Raw genomic sequence first — 20,856 nt, forward strand, 5'->3', positions numbered from 1 at the left:
CGTCACTGCGCGATCCAGTCCCGTACCACCCCGGCGGTCGTGGCGACCTGCCCCTCCATCATGGTGAAGTGGTCGCCGGGCACCTCCCGGAGCGTGTGCGGGGTCTCCCAGGTGGCCCGCCACCCGTCGTCGTCCCCGCCGGCCACGATGGACTCCTGCGGCCGGACGAAGAGCACCGGCGTGTCGATCTCCTCCACCGGGCAGCTCTGCAACAGCCGGACGTAGCGGCCCATCGCCGACAGCCGGGCGCTGCTGAACTCGCCGAAGGTGGCCTCCCGGTCCAGCAGCGAGTCGAGCATGTGGGTGAAGAACGTCGCCGTGGTGCTGCCGGTGGTGAGGTAGGTGTCCAGCAGCACCACCCCGGCCGGGCCGTGCCCCTGCCGCTCCAGCTCACCGGCGGTGGCGTGGGCGAACAACCCGCCGGAGGAGTATCCGACGATCACGTACGGCCCCTGCTCGGCGATCGGACGGACCATCTCGGCGAAGACCCGTACCGCCGCGTCGGCGGAGGCGGGCAGGCTCTCGTCCCGGCCGAATCCGGGCACCGGCAGGGTCCACACGTCCCGGGTGCCGCCGAACTCGGCGGTGAACCGGGCGTACTGCTGGTCGCCGCCGAGCGCCATCGGCGACGGGAAGCAGATGATCGCCGGCCCCTGGTCGCCCCGGGCGAGCCGGCGCGGGGCGGGGACCTGCGGCAGGTCGGCCGGGCCGTCGAAGGTGGGCCGGATGTCGGCCACCGCGTACAGCAGGGACAGGCCCTGCTGCACCCGGCCGCTCTTGACGGCGGTGCGGAACAGCGCGCTCATCGTGTCGGCGGCGGCGTCGGGCGTGCCGGCCCGCTCCTCGGCCGGTGGCGCGGCCAGCTCGGTGCGCAGCAGCGCGGCGAGTTCGTCGACGCTGCCGTGGTCGAAGACCACCCCGGTGGCCAGCCGCAGACCGGTCGCCTCGTTGAGCGCGGTGCGCAGCTCCATCGCGGTGAGCGAGTCGAAGCCCAGCTCGACGAAGCGCAGCGCCGGGTCGAGGTCGGCGGCGTCGCCGTGGCCGAGCACCGTCGCGGCGCGCGAGCGGACCAGGTCGGCCAGCAGCGCCTGCTGGCCGTCGGCGTCCAGCCCGCCGAGGGTACGCCGCAGCGCCGCCGGGTCGGGCCGGTTCGTTGCCGACGCGGCCCGCCGGGTCGGGGTGACCAGGGCCCGCAGGATCGCCGGCACCTCGTCGCCCGCCGGGGTGCCCAGGTCGGCCTTGACCGGGACGAGCACCGCCTCGGTGCGGGCCAGCGCCGCGTCCAGCAGAGCCAGCCCTTCGGTGGTGGACATCGGCAGCACCCCACCCCGCGACATCCGGGCCCGGTCGGTGCCGCCGAGGTCGTCGGCCATCCCACCGCCGGCCCACGGCCCCCAGGCCAGGGACTGGGCGGGCAGTCCGGCGGCCCGCCGTGCCCCGGCCAGCGCGTCGAGGAAGGCGTTCGCCGCCGCGTAGTTGCCCTGCCCCGGGCCGCCGAGCACGCCGGCCGCCGAGGAGAACAGCACGAACGCGGTGAGGTCCGCGTCGCGGGTCAACTCGTGCAGGTGGGTGGCGGCGTCGACCTTGGGGCGCAGCACCGCGTCGAGGCGGTCCCGGGTCAGTGACGGGATGATCCCGTCGTCGAGCACCCCGGCGGCGTGCACCACCCCGGTCAGCGGGTGCCCGGCGGGCACCCCGGCGAGCAGTGCGGCGACCGCGTCCCGGTCGGCCAGGTCGCAGGCGGCCACGGTGACCTCCGCTCCCCGGGCGGTGAGGTCGTCGCGCAGCGCGGCCATCCCGTCGGCGTCCGGCCCACGCCGGCTGGCCAGCAGCAGGTGCCGCACCCCGTACGTGTCGACCAGGTGCCGGGCGACGAGCCCGCCGAGGGTGCCGGTGGCGCCGGTGAGCAGCACGGTCCCGCCGTCGGTGAAGGTGCTGCCGGGGGTGCCGTCGGGCGCGGCGGCGGGCACCAGCCGGGCGGCGTGGGCGACGCCTTCGCGGACGACGAGCTGCGGTTCGCCGCCGGCCAGCACCGCCGGGAGCGCCTGGGCCGACCCGTCGTGGTCGTCGAGGTCGACCAGGACGATCCGGCCCGGGTTCTCCGACTGGGCCGACCGGACCAGACCCCAGGCCGCCGCGGCGGCCGGTTCGGTGACCCGGGTGCCCTGCGCGCCGTGGGTGAGCACCAGCAGCCGGGACGACGCCAGCCGCTCGTCGGCGAGCCAGCCCTGGAGCAGGGTGAGCAGCTGCCCGGTGGTGTGCCGGGCACCGGCGGCGAGGTCCCGGGCGTCGGGTTGGACGCTGGCGACCAGCACCACGTCCGGTGCGGCCCTGCCCGCGTCCAGGGCTGCGGTGAGGGCCGTCAGGTCGGGGTGTGTTTCGGCGAGCAGGCCGACGGTGTCGAGCGCGGCGGCCACCTTGAACTCGTCGACGCCGACCAGCGCCCACCGGCCGGTGGCCGGGGTGGCGGGCAGCGGCACCGGGGTCCAGTCGACCCGGTAGAGGTGTTCCTGCCGGCTGGCGCGGGCGGCGGTGAGCTGACCCGCGTCGATCTCCCGCAGCACCAGCGAGTCGACCCGGGCGACGGGTGCGCCGTCCTGGTCGGTGAGGGTGAGGGCGACCTCGTCGGGGCCGGCAGGGGTGACGGTGACCCGCAGCGCGGCGGCACCGGTGGCGTGGACGGTGACCCCGGTCCAGGAGAACGGGACGCCGGGCCGGCCCTCGCCCCGGCTCAGCCCGACGGCGTGCAGGGCCGCGTCGAACAGGGCGGGGTGCAGGTGGAACCGGTCGGCGTCGAGCACGTCGGCGGGGAGCGCCACCTCGGCGTACACCTCGTCGCCGTGCCGCCAGGCGGTCCGCAGGCCCTGGAAGACCGGGCCGTAGACCAGTCCGGCGTCGGCCATCCGCTCGTAGATCCCGTCGACGTCGACGGGGGTGGCGGCGGCCGGCGGCCAGACGGTCGCCGGGGTGGCCGGTGGGTCGGCCGGGGCCGGGGTGAGCAGGCCGGTGGCGTGCCGGGTCCACGGCGCGTCCCGGTGCCGGGAGTAGACGGTGACCGGCCGGCCGCCGTCCTCGCCGGGTGCGCCGACGGCCACCTGCACCTGGACGCCGTCGTCGTCGGGGACGACCAGTGGGGCCTGGAGGGTGAGTTCGGCCAGCCGGCCGCAGCCGACCTGGTCCCCGGCCCGGAGGGCGAGTTCGACGAGTCCGGTGCCGGGCAGCACGATCGTGTCGCCCAGCGCGTGCTCGGCCAGCCACGGGTGGGTACGCCGGGACAGCAGCCCGGTGGCGATCAGCCCGTCGGTGTCGGGCAGGGTGGTGACGGCCGACAGCAGCGGGTGCCCGGCGTCGAGCAGCCCGGCGGCGGTGACGTCCCGGTCCGCGCCGGTGTCCTGCATCCAGTAGTGCTGGTGCTGGAAGGCGTAGGTGGGCAGGTCGACGGTCCGGCCGCCGGGGTTGACCGCCGCCCAGTCGAGGTCGACGCCGGTGGTCCACGCCTGCGCCATCCCGGTGGCGTACGCGGTGACCTGTTCCCGGTCCCGGCGTTGCAGCGCGATGGTCACCATGTCGTCGAGGCTGTCGGCGACCATCGCGGTGAGCACACTGTCCGGCCCGATCTCGATGAACCGGGTGACTCCGCGTGCGGCGAGGGCGGCGACCGCGTCGGCGAACCGGACGGTGCCCCGCACCTGGCCCTGCCAGTATTCGACCGAGCCGAGTTCGTCGTCACCGGCCAGGTCACCGGTCGCGGTCGACACCAGCGGAATGCCCGCCGGGTTGGCGGTCACCCCGTCGACGACCTGCCCGTATTCGGCCAGCATCGGGTCCATCAGGTGCGAGTGGAACGCGTGCGACACCCGAAGCCGACGGGTCTTCACCGCAAGGGAGGCTTCCAGCGCGCCGATCTGCTCCTCCGTGCCGGACACCACCACCGCGCGGGGGCCGTTCACCGCCGCCACGTCGATGTCACCGAGGTCCAGCTCATCCAGCGGCGCGGCGATCGCCAGCATCGCCCCACCCGCCGGAAGCGCCTGCATCAGACCACCACGCGCCGCCACCACCCGACACGCGTCCTCCAACGACCACACCCCGGCCACATGCGCGGCGGCCAACTCACCGATCGAATGACCGGCCACGAAGTCCGGCTTCAACCCCCAGGATTCGGCGAGCCGGAACAACGCCACCTCGACCGCGAACAACGCCGGCTGCGTCCACCCCGTCTGGTCCAGAACACCGTCCGGGTCGGTGAACATCACCTCCCGCAGATCACCGTCCAGCAGGGGCGCGAACGCGGCACACACCTCGTCCAGGGCAGCCGCGAACACCGGGAACGCTTCGGCCAACTCACGACCCATGCCGACCCGCTGCGCACCCTGACCGGTGAACACCACCGCCGTACGACCCCCGGTGACCCGACCCGACAGGCCGGCACCCGAGGTCAGCGCCTCCAGGGAGACGGCCAGGTCGGCGGCCGTACCACCGACGGCCACCGCCCGGTGATCCAGCGCCGCCCGACCGACGGCCAGCGAATACCCGACGTCGACCGGCCGTTCGTCGGTGAGGAAGTCCCGCAGCCGGGTGGCCTGGGCGGTGAGGCCGGTGGTGGAGCGGCTGGCGAGCGGCCAGAGCACCACGGCCGGTGCCGGCGTCGGCTCGGGGGCCACGACGGGCTGCGGGTACTCCTCGACGATGACGTGGGCGTTGGTGCCGCTGATGCCGAACGACGACACCGCCGCCCGACGGGGGTGGCCGTTGGCGGGCCAGTCGACCGCCTCGGTGGCGAGCCGTACGTCACCGGCGGACCAGTCCACGTGCGGGCTCGGCGCGTCCACGTGCAACGTGCGGGGCACCACCCCGTGCCGCATCGCCAGCACCATCTTCATCACCCCGGCGACACCCGCCGCCGCCTGCGTGTGACCCAGGTTCGACTTCACCGAACCCAACCACAACGGCCGCTCCCGATCCCGACCGTACGTCGCCAGAATCGCCTGCGCCTCGATCGGATCACCCAACGTGGTGCCCGTACCGTGCGCCTCCACCACGTCCACCTCGGCGGCCGACACCCGGGCGTTGGCGAGGGCCTGCCGGATCACCCGCTGCTGCGCCGGCCCGTTGGGGGCGGTCAGGCCGTTCGACGCGCCGTCCTGGTTGACCGCCGAGCCCCGGACGAGACCGAGGATGGTGTGTCCGTTCCGCCGGGCGTCGGAGAGGCGTTCGAGCACCAGCACGCCGACGCCCTCGGACCAGCCCGTCCCGTCAGCCGCCGCCGCGAACGGCTTGCACCGACCATCCGGCGCCAACCCCCGCTGCCGCGAGAACTCCACGAACGTCTCCGGCGTCGCCATCACCGTCACCCCACCGGCCAACGCCAGATCACACTCACCCGACCGCAACGCCTGACCCGCCAGGTGCATCGCCACCAACGACGACGAACACGCCGTGTCTACGGTGACGGCGGGGCCTTCGAGGCCGAGGGTGTAGGCGATCCGCCCGGAGACGACGCTGCCGGCGCTGTGCCCGGTCACGTAGTCGTGGTACATCAGGCCGGCGAAGACACCGGTGGCGGAGCCACGGACCGAGGAGGGGTCGATGCCGGCCCGCTCGAACGCCTCCCAGGAGACCTCCAACAGTTGCCGCTGCTGCGGGTCCATCAGCACGGCCTCGCGGGGCGAGATGCCGAAGAACGCCGGGTCGAAGCCGGCCGCGCCGGGCAGGAAGCCGCCCTGGTCGGCGTAGCTGGTGTCGGGACGGGTGCTGGTCGGGTCGTAGAGCCGGGCCAGGTCCCAGCCCCGGTCGGTGGGGAAGCCGTCGATGGCGTCGACGCCGTCGGCGACGAGCCGCCACAGGTCCTCCGGGGAGGACACCCCGCCGGGGTAGCGGCAGGCCATCCCGACGATCGCCACCGGTTCGTCACCGAACGCCGTGGTGGCGCTGCGCCGTTCCTGCGGTACGTCGAGCGCGCCGCTCAGCTCGCCGTACAGGAACTCGGCGAGGGCCACCGGCGTCGGGTAGTCGAAGATCAGAGTGGCCGGGAGTCGCAGACCGGCCGCCGTGGAGAGCGCGTTGCGCAGCTCGACGGCGGTGAGCGAGTCGAAGCCGAGGCTCTGGAAGGTGCGGTCCGCCTCGACCGCGTCCGGGCCGGCGAGGCCGAGCACGGCGGCGACGTGGGTGTGCACCAGGTGCCGGACGGCACCGGCGCGCTCCTGCTCCGGCAGGCCGGCCAGCCAGTCGCCGCCCGCCCGGTCGACGGCGCTGGCGGCGGTGGCCGTGCGCCGGGTCGGCCCGGTCAGGGCGCGGAACACCGGGGGCAGCCGGTCGCCGAGGGTACGCAGTGTCGGCACGTCGAGCCGGGCCGGGACGAGGGTGGCCGGTCCGCCGGCGACGGCGGTGTCGAGCAGGGCCAACCCGTCGGTGGTGGTCAGCGGCAGCACCCCGCCCCGGGACATCCGCTCCCGGTCGGCGTCGACGAGCCGGTCGGTCATCGCCGAACCCTCACCCCACAGCCCCCACGCCAACGACACCGCCGACAACCCGGCAGCCCGACGGGTGGTGGCAAGCGCGTCCAGGAACGCGTTCGCCGCCGCATAGTTGCCCTGCCCCGGCGCACCCAGCACCCCGGACAACGACGAGAACAACACGAACGCCGACAGCTCCCGACCCCGGGTCGCCTCGTCGAGCAGCCACGCCGCATCCACCTTGGGCCGCAGCACCGCCGAGACCCGGTCCGGGGTCAGCGACGACACCACGCCGTCGTCGAGCACACCGGCGGTGTGCACCACGGCCGACAGGTCCGGCACATCGGCCAGGACGGCGGTCAACTGGTCCCGGTCGGCCACGTCGCAGGCGACCAGGTCCACCCGCGCGCCAGCGGCAGTCAGCTCGGCGACGAGGTCGTCGGCACCGGCGGCGGCCGGGCCGCTGCGGGAGAGCAGCAGCAGCCTCGGCACGGCGTGCGCCGTCACCAGGTGCCGGGCCACGGCCGCGCCGAGGGCACCTGTCGCACCGGTGACCAGCACCGTGCCGGTGCCGTAGAGCGGGGCGTCCGACGGGGTCGCCGGGAGCGTCCGGCGGACGATCCGGGGCACCCGGACGACGCCGTCGCGGATCGACACCTGCGGGTCGCCGGCCGCCAGGGCCGCCGGCAGGGCGTCGTCGGGCCGGTCGGTGTCGGCGTCGACGAGCAGGATGCGGTCGGGGTTCTCCGCCTGCGCGGAACGCAGCAGCCCCCAGACCGCCGCGCCGGCCAGGTCGGTCACGTCGTCGCCGACGGCGTGGCGGGTGAGGACGACCAGCGGCGCGGGGTCGTCCCCGGCCAGCCAGCGCTGGGTGACCGCCAGCACCCGGTGCAGCTCGGCGTGCACGTCGTCGGTGCCGCCGGCCCGCAGCACCACCGCGTCGGTGGGGCCGCCGTCGGTCGGGGTGGCCCCCACGGTGTCGGGGTGCCAGGTCCAGGTGGTGGCGGTCGGGATGACGGTGACCGGCTGCCAGTCCAGGCCGAACAGCGCGTCGGCGACACCGGTGCCGGCGGTGACCTGCACGGGGCGGAGCACCAGCGACCGTACGGTGGCCACGGGTGCGCCGACCGCGTCGGCGACGGCGATCCGGACCCCGCTGCCGGCCGGGGTGAGCCGGACCCGCAGGCTGGTCGCGCCGGTGGCGTGCAGCGTCACCCCCGACCAGGCGAACGGCAGCCCCCGGGGGGTGTCGCCGTCGGCGCGGGTGAGGACGTGCAGGCCGGCGTCGAACAGCGCCGGGTGCAGGCCGTAGCCGTCGGTTTCCGTACCGTCGGGGAGGTCGACCTCGGCGAAGAGTTCGTCACCGGCCCGCCAGGCGCGGCGTAGGCCCTGGAAGACCGGGCCGTAGTCGAGGCCGCCGGTGGCGAGGTCGTCGTAGAGGCCGACCAGCGGCAGCGGCTCGGCGTCGGCGGGGGGCCACGCGGTGAGCGCGACACCCGGGGTGTCCCCGGCGGTGAGGACGCCGGTGGCGTGCCGGGTCCACGGGACGTCGTCGCGTTCCCGGGAGTGCACCAGGACGGCCCGACGGCCGGTCGGGTCAGGCGGCTCCACGGCGACCTGCACCTCGACGCTGCCGGCGGCGGGGACGACGAGCGGCGCGTGCAGGGTCAGTTCGTCGAGCAGGCCGACGCCGGCCTGGTCGCCGGCGTGGATGGCGAGTTCGACCAGGCCGGTGCCGGGGAACACGACAGTCCCGCCGACGGCGTGGTCGGCGAGCCACGGGTGGGTGTGCAGCGACCACCTGCCGGTGAAGACGACGCCGTCGGTGTTGGCCAGCGGCACGGTGGCGTCGAGCAGCGGGTGGGTGGCGGCGAGCAGGCCGGCGCCGACGAGGGCCGGGTCGTAGAGCCAGTAGTGCTGGCGTTGGAAGGCGTAGGTGGGCAGGTCGACCTGCCGGGCGCCGGGGTGGATGGCGGCCCAGTCGAGGTCGACGCCGGTGGTCCACGCCTGCGCCATCCCGGTGGTGTACGCGGTGACCTGTTCCCGGTCCCGCCGCTGCAACGCGATGGTCACCGCGTCGCCGACGCTGTCGGCGACCATGGTGGTGAGGACGCTGTCCGGCCCGATCTCCACGAACCGGGTCACCCCCCGCGCGGCGAGGGCGGCGACGGCGTCGGCGAACCGCACCGTGCCCCGCACCTGGCCCTGCCAGTATCCGACCGAACCCAACTCGTCGTCGGTGGCGAGGTCACCGGTCGCGGTGGACACCAGCGGGATGCCCGCCGGGTTGGCGGTGACGCCTTCGAGGACCAGCCCGTAGCCGGCGAGCATCGGGTCCATCAGGTGCGAGTGGAACGCGTGCGACACCCGCAACCGACGGGTCTTCACCTCGAGGGAGGCTTCCAGCGCCGCGATCTGCTCCTCGGTCCCCGACACCACCACCGCACGGGGACCGTTCACCGCCGCCACGTCGATGTCGCCCAGGTCCAACTCGGCCAACGGGGCGGCGATCGCCAGCATCGCCCCACCCGCCGGAAGGGCCTGCATCAAGCCACCCCGGGCCGCCACCACGCGGCACGCGTCCTCCAGGGACCACACCCCGGCGACGTGGGCGGCGGCCAGCTCACCGATGGAGTGCCCGGCCACGAAGTCAGGCTTCAACCCCCAAGACTCGGCCAGGCGGAACAGGGCCACCTCGACCGCGAACAGAGCCGGCTGCGTCCAGCCCGTCTGGTCCAGGACACCGTCCGGGTCGGCGAACATCACCTCCCGCAGATCACCGTCCAGCAGGGGCGCGAACGTGGCACACACCTCGTCCAGGGCAGCGGCGAACACCGGGTACGCCGCCGCGAGGTCACGGCCCATGCCGACCCGCTGCGCGCCCTGACCGGTGAACACCACCGCCGTACGACCGGTGGTCAGGTGGCCGTGCACGCCCTGGCCGGCGGCGAGGGCGCGGAGACCGGCGACGCCGTCACCGACGGCCACCCCCCGGTGCTCCAGGGCCGCCCGGCCGGTGCCGAGGGTCAACGCCACGTCGGCGGGGTCCAGGTCGGCGTCGGCGAGGAAGTCGGCGAGACGGGCAGCCTGGGCGGCGAGGCCGCTGGCCGACCGGCCGGAGACCGGCCACAGCGGCACCGGCGTCGGGGCCGGCGGCGCGGGCGGCGCGGTTTCGGGGGCCTGTTCCAGGATCAGGTGGGCGTTGGTGCCGCTGATGCCGAACGACGACACCGCCGCCCGACGCGGCCGGTCCAGCTCCGGCCAGCTCACCTCGTCGGTGGCGAGCCGTACGTCGCCGGCGGACCAGTCCACGTGCGGGCTCGGCGCGTCCACGTGCAACGTCCGCGGCACCACCCCGTGCCGCATCGCCAACACCATCTTCATCACACCCGCCACACCAGCCGCCGCCTGCGTGTGACCCAGGTTCGACTTCACCGAACCCAACCACAACGGCCGCTCCCGATCCCGACCGTACGTCGCCAGAATCGCCTGCGCCTCGATCGGATCACCCAACGTGGTACCCGTACCGTGCGCCTCCACCACGTCCACCTCAGCCGCCGACACCCCGGCATTCGCCAGGGCCTGCCGGATCACCCGCTGCTGCGAGGGACCGTTCGGAGCGGTCAGCCCGTTCGACGCGCCGTCCTGGTTCACCGCCGAACCGCGAACCACGCCCAGCACCCGGTGCCCGTTGCGCACCGCGTCGGACAACCGCTCCAACACCAGCACGCCGACGCCCTCGGACCAACCCGTCCCGTCAGCCGCCGCCGCGAACGGCTTGCACCGACCATCAGGCGCCAACCCCCGCTGCCGCGAAAACTCCACGAACGTCTCCGGCGTCGCCATCACCGTCACCCCACCGGCCAACGCCAGATCACACTCACCCGACCGCAACGCCTGACCCGCCAGATGCATCGCCACCAACGACGACGAACACGCCGTGTCGACCGACACCGCCGGCCCCTCCAGCCCGAGCGTGTACGCCACCCGACCGGTGACGACACTGCCGGCGCTGTGCCCGGAGACGTAGTCGTGGTACATGACCCCGGCGAACACGCCGGTGGACGAGCCGCGCAGCGTGCCCGGGTCGATGCCGGCCCGCTCGAACGCCTCCCACGACACCTCCAGCAGCAGCCGCTGCTGCGGGTCCATGATCACCGCTTCGCGGGGGGAGATGCCGAAGAAGACCGGGTCGAACTCGGCGGCGTCGGTGAGGAAACCGCCCCTGTCCACGTACGTGGTGTCGGGGCGGGTGCTGGTCGGGTCGTAGAGCCGGGCCAGGTCCCAGCCCCGGTCGGTGGGGAAACCGTCGATGGCGTCCGCGCCGTCGGCGATCAGCCGCCACAGGTCCTCGGGCGAGGTGACGCCGCCGGGGTAGCGGCAGGCCATCCCGACGATCGCCAGCGGCTCGTCCTCGGCGACGGTCGTGGCGACCTTCCGGACGGCGTCGACGCCGTCCGGGCCGGCGATCTCGCTGAGCAGGTGCCGGGCCAGGTCACGCGGCGACGGGTAGTCGAAGATCAGGGTGGCGGGCAGCCGCAGGCCGGTGGCGGCGGAGAGCCCGTTGCGCAGCTCGACGGCGGTGAGCGAGTCGAAGCCCAGTTCCTGGAACGCCCGGCCGGCGTCGATGCGTTCGGCGGAGGCGTGCCCGAGCACCGCCGCCACCTGGCTGAGGACCAGGGCGGTCGCGGCGCGTTCGCGTTCCTCGGCGGACAGCGCGGCGAGGTCCGCCGCCCACCCGGTGGCGACGCCTGCGGCGGCACGGGCGGCCGTCCGCCGGGCCGGGCGGACCAGGCCGTGGAACGGCAACGGCAGGTCCTCGCCGAGGGTACGCAGGGCAGCCAGGTCGAGCCGGGCCGGCACCGCGGTCGGGTACGGGTTGGCCACGGCGGTGTCGAGCAGGGCCAGCCCGTCGGCGGTGGTCAGCGGCAGCACCCCGCCCCGGGACATCCGCTCCCGGTCGGCGTCGCCGAGCCGGTCGGTCATCGCCGAACCCTCACCCCACAGCCCCCACGCCAACGACACCGCCGACAACCCGGCAGCCCGACGGGTGGTGGCAAGCGCGTCGAGGAACGCGTTCGCCGCCGCGTAGTTACCCTGCCCCGGCGCACCCAGCACCCCGGACAACGACGAGAACAACACGAACGCCGACAGCTCCCGACCCCGGGTCGCCTCGTCGAGCAGCCACGCCGCATCCACCTTGGGCCGCAGCACCGCCGACAGCCGGGCGGCGGACAGCGACGACACCACGCCGTCGTCGAGCACACCGGCGGTGTGCACCACCGCCGACAGGTCCGGCACACCGGCCAACACGGCGGTCAACTCATCCCGGTCAGCCACGTCGCAGGCGACCAACTCGACCCGCGCGCCGGCCGCGGTCAGCTCGGCGACCAGGTCGTCGGCCCCCTGCGCGGCGGGACCCCGGCGGGACACCAGCAGCAGCCGGGTCACCCCGTGCGTGGTCACCAGGTGCCGGGCCACGGCCGCGCCGAGGGCACCTGTCGCACCGGTGACCAGCACCGTGCCGCTGCCGTAGAGCGGGGCGTCCGGGGTGGACGGTTCGACGACCTGACGGGTGAGCCGGGGCACCGAGACCACGCCGTCGCGGACCCGTACCTGTGGCTCGCCGGTGGCCAGGGCCAGCGCGAGCGTCCCGGCCACGTCCGCGTCCGGGTCGGTGTCGACCAGCAGCAGCCGGTCGGGGTTCTCGGCCTGCGCCGAGCGGAGCAGCCCCCAGACGGCCGCCCCGGTCAGGTCGGTCCCGTCGCCGCCGACGGCACGCCGGGTGAGCACCACGAGCCGGTGGGTGTCGGGGCCGGCCAGCCACTCCTGCACCAGGCCGAGGACCCGGTTCACCTCGTCGTGCACTGCTTGCGGACCGGCGGCATCCCCGGCGCTGCCGGCGGTCAGCACCAGCAGGTCCACCTCGGGGGTGGCCGGCGCGGTGCCGGTGGCCGGATGGTGGGCCCAGGACGGGACGACCGTGCCGGTGAGGGTACCGATCTCCGGCCAGGTCAGGTCGAACAGCGCGTCGGCGACCCCGCCCGGACGGGTCGCCTGGACGGGGCGCAGCACCAGCGAGTCGACGGTGGCGACGGGTGCGCCGACCGCGTCGGCGACCGCGATCCGGACCCCGGAGCCGACCGGGGTGAGCCGGACCCGGACACCGGCCGCGCCGGTGGCGTGCAGGGTGAGGCCGGTCCAGGCGAACGGGAGTCCCCGGAAGGTGTCCCCGTCGGCGAGGCCGAGGGCGTGCAGGCCGGCGTCGAGCACGGCGGGGTGCAGGCCGAACCCGTCGGCGTCCACCCCCTCCGGCAGGGTGACCTCGGCAAAGAACTCGTCGCCGCGCCGCCAGACCCGGCGCAGGCCCCGGAACACCGGGCCGTAGCCGAGGCCGCCGGCCGCCAGGTGCTGGTAGAGGTCGTCGATGGGCACCACTTCGGTGTCGGCCGGCGGCCACTGCGTGAGCGCGGTCCCGGTGGTACGCGGCCCGGGGGCGAGCACCCCGCTGGCGTGCCGGGTCCACGGGGCGTCGGTGTCGGCGCTGCGGGCGTACACCTGGAGGGTGCGGGTGTGGTCGGTGCCGGCGGGGCCGACGACGACCTGGAGCTGGACGCCGCCGTGTTCGGGCAGGACCAGCGGGGCTTCGATGGTCAACTCGTCGACGGTTTCGACGCCTACCTGTGCCCCGGCGTGCAGGGCGAGGTCGACGTAGCCGGTGCCGGGGAAGACCACCGCGCCGCCGACGGTGTGGTCGGCGAGCCACGGGTGCCGGTCGAGGGAGAGCCGGCCGGTGAGGACGGCCCCGTCGGCGTTGGCGAGGGTGACGGCCGCGCCGAGCAGCGGATGGTCGGCGGAGTCCAGGCCCATCGCGGTGGCGTCACCGGGGTCGGCCGGGGCGTCCAGCCAGAACCGCTGGTGCTGGAAGGCGTAGGTGGGCAGGTCGACGGTCCGGCCGCCGGGGTTGACCGCCGCCCAGTCGAGGTCGACGCCGGTGGTCCACGCCTGCGCCATCCCGGCGGCGTACGCCTCGACCTGTTCCCGGTCCCGCCGCTGCAACGCGACGGTCACCGCATCGTCGACGCAGTTGGCGACCATCGCGGTGAGCACACTGTCCGGCCCGATCTCGATGAACCGGGTCACCCCACGGGCCGCCAGGGCGGCCACCGCGTCGGCGAACCGCACCGTCCCCCGCACCTGACCCTGCCAGTACCCGACGCTGCCCAACTCGGCATCGGTGGCGAGATCACCAGTCGCGGTCGACACCAGCGGGATTCCCGCCGGGCTCGCGGTCACCCCGTCGACGACCTGCCCGTACCCGGCCAGCATCGGGTCCATCAGGTGCGAGTGGAACGCATGCGACACCCGCAACCGACGCGTCTTCACCTCAAGCGACGCCTCCAACGCCGCGACCTGCTCCTCGGTCCCCGACACCACCACCGCACGGGGACCGTTCACCGCCGCCACATCGATGTCACCGAGATCCAGCTCGGCCAGCGGCGCGGCGATCGCCAACATCGCCCCACCCGCCGGAAGCGCCTGCATCAAACCACCACGCGCCGCCACCACCCGACACGCGTCCTCCAACGACCACACCCCGGCCACGTGCGCCGCAGCCAACTCACCGATCGAGTGACCGGCCACGAAGTCAGGCTTCAACCCCCAGGATTCGGCGAGCCGGAACAGGGCCACCTCGACCGCGAACAACGCCGGCTGCGTCCACCCCGTCTGATCCAACACACCATCCGGATCGGCGAACATCACCTCCCGCAGATCACCGTCCAACAACGGCCCGAACGCCGCACACACCTCGTCCAACGCAGCCGCGAACACCGGGAACGCCGCCGCCAACTCACGACCCATCCCCACCCGCTGCGCACCCTGCCCGGTGAACACCACCGCCGTACGACCGGAGGTCACCCGACCCGACACACCACCGCCGGCGGCCAGGGTCTCCAGACCGGCCACGTCGTCGCCGAGCACCACACCCCGGTACGCGCCGGCGGCCCGGGTGGTGCCCAGCGAGAACCCGACGTCGACCGGCCGTTCGTCGGTGAGGAACTCCCGCAGCCGGGCGGCCTGCCCGGCGAGCGCCGCCGTCGACCGGCCGGACAGCGGCCAGAGCACCACCGGCGGCTCGGCGGTCCCGGCCGACTCGACGACCTCAACGGGGGGGGCCTGCTCCAGGATCACGTGCCCGTTGGTGCCGCTCACCCCGAACGACGACACCCCGCCCCGGCGCGGCTGGCCGTGATCGGGCCACTGCCGCGCCTCGGTCAGCAGCTGCACCGTGCCGGCGGACCAGTCGACGTGGGTGGACGGCTCCCCCACGTGCAGGCTCTTGGGCAGGACGCCGTTGTGCAGCGCCATCACCATCTTGATCACGCCGCTGACGGCGGCGGCGGCCTGGGCGTGGCCGATGTTCGACTTGACCGAGCCGAGCCAGAGCGGCCGGTCCGCCGGCCGGTCCCGCCCGTACGTGGCGATCAGCGCCTCCGCCTCGATCGGGTCACCGAGGGTGGTGCCGGTGCCGTGCGCCTCGATCAGGTCGACGTCGCCGGAGGTGAGGCCGGCGTTGGCGAGCGCCTGGAGGATGACCCGCTGCTGGGCCACCCCGTTGGGGGCGGTGAGCCCGTTGGACGCGCCGTCCTGGTTGATCGCGGAACCCCGGATGACGGCGAGCACCCGGTGGCCGTTGCGCTGGGCGTCGGAGAGTCGTTCCAGCAGCAGCATGCCGACGCCCTCACCCCAGCCGGTGCCGTCGGCGTCGTCGGAGAACGGCTTGCAGCGGCCGTCGGAGGCGAGCCCCCGCTGCCGGCTGAACGCGACGAACGCGCCGGGCGTCGACATGACGGTGACGCCACCGGCCAGCGCCAGCCCGCACTCCCGTTGCCGCAGCGCGTGCGCGGCGAGGTGCAGCGCGACGAGCGACGACGAGCAGGCGGTGTTGACGGTGACGGCCGGCCCCTCGAACCCGAGGCTGTACGCGACCCGGCCGGAGATGACCGCCCCGGAGCTGCCGGTGCTCATGTACGCCTCGACCGGCTCGGGCAGCACGGTGAGCCGGTCCCAGTAGTCCTGGCCGCCGCAGCCGACGAAGACGCCGACCGGGCCGCCGCGCAACGTGTCGGGGTTGATGCCGGCCCGTTCGCACGCCTCCCAGCTCGTCTCCAGCACCAGCCGCTGCTGCGGGTCCATGGCCAACGCCTCGCGGGGAGAGATGCCGAAGAACTCGGCGTCGAACTCGTCGGCGTCGTGGACGAACCCGCCCTGTTGGACGTAGCTGCTGCCGGCGGCGTCCGGGTCGGCGTCGTAGAGGGCGGCGGTGTCCCAGCCCCGGTCGGTGGGGAACTCGCCGATGGCGTCGACACCGTCGGCGACCAGCCGCCACAGGTCCTCGGGCGAGTTGACCCCGCCCGGGTAGCGGCAGGCCATGCCGACGATCGCGATCGGGTCCTGCTCCTGCGACTCGACCTCGCGCAGCCGCTCCCGGGTGCGGTGCAGATCGGCGGTGACCCGCTTCAGGTACTCGAGGAGCTTCTCTTCGTTCGCCATCCGAACCTCACCAAACTCGTTGCCAGCGGGACACGTTGCTCCGGGAGCGCGGTGGCGGCTCAGGTCATGCCGAGTTCCTTGTCGATCAGGTCGAACACGTCGTCGGCGGAGGCCGTTTCGAGCCGGTCGACGAGGGTGGTGCCGGTGGTGGTGCTGAGCGTCTCGTTGAGCTTCGCCAGCAGCGACTGGAGCCGGGCGGTGACCCGGTTGCGTTCGATCTCCTCCGGCGTCAGGCCGGCCACGGTGACCTCCAGCCGGTCCAGCTCGGCCAGCAGGCCGCCGGCGGTGTCGCCGGTGTAGCCGAGTTCCGCCCGGAGCTGGTCGGCCAGGGCGGTCGGGTTGGGGTGGTCGAACACCAGGGTGGCGGAGAGCCGTACGCCGGTGGCGGCGCTGAGCCGGTTGCGCAGCTCGACGGCGGTCACCGAGTCCATGCCGAGTTCCTTGAAAGCCCGCTGCGGTTCGACCAGGTCGGCGTCGCCGTAGCCGAGGACGGCGGCCACGTTGGTGCGGACGGTCTCCAGCAGCAGGGCGCGCTGTTCGGCCTCGGGCAGCGTGCCGAGCCGGTCGGCGAGCGCCGACGACGCCCCCGCCTCGGTGGTCTCGGCGGCCTCCGGTGCGGCGTCGGGCAGCTCGGCCAGCAGCGGCCGGGGCCGGGAAAGGGTGTAGATGGGAGCGAACCGGGCCCAGTCGATGTCGGCGACGACAAGGTGGCTCTCGTCGTGGTCGAGGGCCTGTCCGAGCGCATCGACGGCGAGCCGGGGGTCCATCACGCCGACGCCGAGCCGGTCGAGGTGCGCCCCGACCTCGCCGCCGGCCATGCCACCGCCGCCGCCCCAGCTACCCCAGGCGACCGAGGTGGCGACCGCGCCCCGACTGCGCCGCCGGTGCGCCAACGCGTCCAGGTACGCGTTCGCGGTCGCGTACCCGGCCTGCCCGGCGCTGCCCCACACCGCAGCGCCCGAGGAGAACACCACGAACGCGTCCAACGGCCGGTCGGCGGTCAACTCGTCCAGGTGCACCGCGCCGAGCACCTTCGCCCGGCACACGTCGGCGAAGTCGTCCAGGCCGGTCTGCCCCAACGGCACCTCGGGGTGCAGCACCCCGGCGGCGTGGAACACGGCGGTCAGCTCGTCACCGAGGTCGGCCAGCAGCGCGGCGACCGCGTCCCGGTCGGCCACGTCGAGGGCGACGACCTCGACCTCCGGGTGCCGGGCCGTCAGCTCGGCCGCACCCGGGGCGTCCGGGCCGCGCCGGCTCGCCAGCACCACCCGCTGCGCGCCGTTGCCGACCAGCCATTCGGTGACGTGCCCGCCGACCCCGCCGGTGCCGCCGGTGACCAGGACGGTGCCGGCGGGTCGCCAACGCCGCTCGGGCGCCCCGGTCACCGGACGGCGGACCATCCGGCGGGCCAGCGTGCCGGCCGCCCGCAGCGCCACCTGGTCCTCGCCGCCGCCGGTCAGCACGTCGGCCAGCCGGTCGACGGTCTGCGGCGTCCACTCGGCGGGCAGGTCGACCAGGCCGCCCCACCAGCCGGGGTAGTCGAGGGAGAGCACCGTGCCCAGGCCCCACAGGGCGCCCTGGGCCGGGTCGGCGACCGGCTCGAACCGGTCCACCCCGACCCCACCGGCGGTGACGCACCAGAGCCGGCCGCTGAAGTCGGACGCGGCCAGCGCGTGCACCAGCGACACGGTGGCGGTGATCCCGGCGGACAGGCCGACACCCAGCGGGTCGGGGCCGTCGTCCAGGGCGAGCAGGGACAGCACCCCGGCGGGGGCCTCCCGGCCGGCGTGGTCGGTGCCGGTGACGGTGACCACCTCGGCGCCCCGGGCGGTCAGGCCGTCGGCGAGCGTACGCAGCCGCTCGTCGTCGGCCAGCGCCGCCGGGGCGACCACCCACCACACGCCGGTGAGCTGCCCGCCGGTGGGCACCTCGGTCGGCCGCCACACCACCCGGTACCGCCAACCGTCCACGGTGGCGACGTCACGCTGCCGGGACCGCCACGACGTCAGGCCGGGCAGCACCTCCCCGACCAGTGCGCTGTCGACGCCGAGCCCGTCGGCGAGCAGGTCGACGTCGGCGCGTTCCACGGCGTCCCAGAACCCGGCGTCGGTGCCGCCGGAGACCGGGGCGGCGACGGTCGGCGCGATCCAGTAACGCTCGTGCTGGAAGGCGTACGTGGGCAGGTCGGCCCGGCGGGTGCCGGGTAGGGCGGCGGCCCAGTCCACGTCGACGCCCCGGACGTACAGCTCGGCCAGGGAGGTGAGCAGCCGGTCCAGGCCGCCGTCGTCGCGGCGCAGGGTGCCGGTGACCACCGTCGGCCGGTCCGCCGACTCCAGCGTCTCCTGCATCCCCATGCCGAGCACCGGGTGCGGGCTGACCTCCACGAACCCGGTCCAGCCCTGCCCGGCGAGAGAGCGGATCGCCGGGTCGAACCGGACCGTGTTGCGGAGGTTGTCGTACCAGTAGCGGGCGTCGAGGGTGGCGGTGTCCACCCAGTCGCCGGTGACGGTGGAGAGCATCCGGATCGTCCCGGTCTTCGGGTTGATCGGGGCCAGGTCCTCCAGCAGCCGGTGTTCCAGCAGCTCCACCTGCGCGGAGTGCGAGGCGTAGTCGACGGCGACCTGCTTGACCCGCACCCCCTCCTCGCTCAGCTCGGCGATGAGTTCGCGCAGCGCCTCCGGGGTGCCGGAGACCACCACCGAACCGGCACCGTTGACCACGGCGAGGGAGATGTCGCCCGCCCATCTGGCGATCCGCTCCTGCGCCCGGTCGGCCGGCAGCCCGACCGAGACCATGCCGCCCCGGCCGGCCAGCTTCTCGCCGATGGCCCGGCTGCGCAGGGTCACCACCCGCGCCCCGTCGGCCAGGGAGAGCCCGCCGGCCACACAGGCGGCGGCGATCTCACCCTGCGAGTGGCCGACCACCGCGTCGGGTTCGACGCCGTAGCTGCGCCAGGTGGCGGCGAGGGAGACCATCATCGCCCACAGGGCGGGCTGGACGACGTCCACCCATTCCAGGGAGGGTGCGCCGGGCACCCCCCGGACCACGTCGAGCAGGTCCCAGTCGACGTAGGCGCGCAGCTCGGTGGCGCAGCGGCCCATCTGCTCGGCGAACACCGACGAGGAGTCCAGCAGCGCGGCGGCCATGCCGACCCACTGGGCGCCCTGGCCGGGGAAGACAAACACGACCCGACCGGCGGCGTCGGCGGTGCCGGTGACCGAGGTGGCGGCGGGCAGCCCCTCGGCGACCGCGCCGAGCGCCGTCCGCAGGTCCGGCAGGTCGCCGCCGAGCACCACGGCCCGATGGTCGAGCCGCGCCCGGCCGGCCAGCGTCCGCCCCACGGCGGCCGGGTCGGCAGGTACGGCGTCCAGGTGCGACAGCAGCCGCCGCGCCTGGGCCCGCAGCGCCCGGTCGGTGTGCCCGGAGAGCACCCACGGCAGCACCGCCGGGGTGGCCGGCTGCTCGTCCTCCTCGGCCGGGGCCACCTCTTCGAGCACGACGTGGGCGTTGGTGCCGCTGATGCCGAAGGAGGAGACCGCACAGCGGCGGGCCCGGCCGGTCTGCGGCCACTCCACCGGCTCGGTGAGCAGCTTGACCGTGCCGGGCGACCAGTCGATCTCGCCGCTGGGCTCGTCGACGTGCAGGGTACGGGGCAGCACCCCGTGCCGCATCGCCTGCACCATCTTGATCACCCCGCCGACCCCGGCGGCGGCCTGCGAGTGGCCGATGTTGGACTTCAGCGAGCCGAGCCACAGTGGCCGGTCGGCGGGCCGGTCCCGGCCGTACGTGGCGAACAGCGCCTGCGCCTCGATCGGGTCGCCGAGCCGGGTGCCGGTGCCGTGCGCCTCGACCGCGTCGATCTCCTGCCCGGCGAGCCGGGCGTTGGCCAGCGCGGCCCGGATGACCCGACGCTGGGAGGGCCCGTTGGGGGCGGTGAGCCCGTTGGACGCGCCGTCCTGGTTGATCGCGGAGCCCCGGATGACGGCGAGCACCGGGTGGCCGTTGCGGCGGGCGTCGGAGAGCCGTTCCAGCACCAGCGACCCGGCGCCCTCGGCCCAGCCGGTGCCGTCGGCGGCGGCGGCGAACGACTTGCACCGACCGTCGAAGGACAGCGCCCGCTGCCGGGAGAACTCGACGAACGCGTCGGGGGTGCCGATCACGGTGACCCCACCGGCGACGGCGAGCGACGACTCCCCGGAGCGCAGCGACTGGCAGGCCCAGTGCAGGGCGACCAGCGACGACGAGCAGCCGGTGTCGACGGTGACCGCCGGCCCCTCCAACCCGAGGGTGTACGACAGCCGGCCGGACACGATACTGCCGGCGCCCCAGCTGTTCGGGTAGTCGTGGTAGACGACGCCGGTGAACACGGCGGTGGGGCTGCCCTTGAGCGACAACGGGTCGATGCCGGCCCGCTCCAACGCCTCCCAGGACGTCTCCAGGAACAGCCGCTGCTGCGGGTCCATCTCGGCGGCCTCGCGGGGCGAGATGCCGAAGAAGGTGGGGTCGAAGGCGGGGGCGTCGTAGAGGAAGCCGCCGTCGCGGGTGTAGCTGGTGCCGGGGTGGTCCGGGTCCGGGTCGTAGAGCCGGTCGAGGTCCCAGCCCCGGTCGGTGGGCATGCCGGAGATCGCGTCGGTGCCGGCCGCGACGAGGTCCCACAGGGCCTCGGGCGAGTCGACGCCGCCGGGGTAGCGGCAGCCCATGCCGACGATGGCGATCGGTTCGGCGGCGCGCTCCTCGATGTCGCGGAGCCGCTCGCTGGTCTCGTGCAGGTCGGCCGTGACCCGCCGCAGGTAGTCACGAAGCTTCTGTTCGTTGGACATCAGGAACCCATTCCCGGACGGCGCCG

At 74.6% G+C, this 20,856-nt stretch carries 2 protein-coding genes; both read right to left on the bottom strand.

The window, feature by feature from the left end; translation table 11 throughout:
* Window positions 1-2: 2 nt before the first annotated feature.
* A complete protein-coding gene (locus tag ACN267_RS15075; protein ID WP_421488953.1) occupies window positions 3-16,010 on the bottom strand; it encodes an SDR family NAD(P)-dependent oxidoreductase in 16,008 nt (5,335 codons plus the stop codon).
* A 59-nt stretch (window positions 16,011-16,069) separates the two neighbouring features.
* The gene (locus ACN267_RS15080) at window positions 16,070-20,833 is read right to left on the bottom strand and encodes a type I polyketide synthase (RefSeq protein WP_421490426.1); all 4,764 of its coding nucleotides are present in this window, start codon (window positions 20,831-20,833) and stop codon (window positions 16,070-16,072) included.
* Between the last annotated feature and the right edge of the window lie 23 nt (window positions 20,834-20,856).

Source organism: Micromonospora sp. WMMD734, assembly GCF_049178975.1.
Lineage (GTDB): Bacteria > Actinomycetota > Actinomycetes > Mycobacteriales > Micromonosporaceae > Micromonospora > Micromonospora wenchangensis.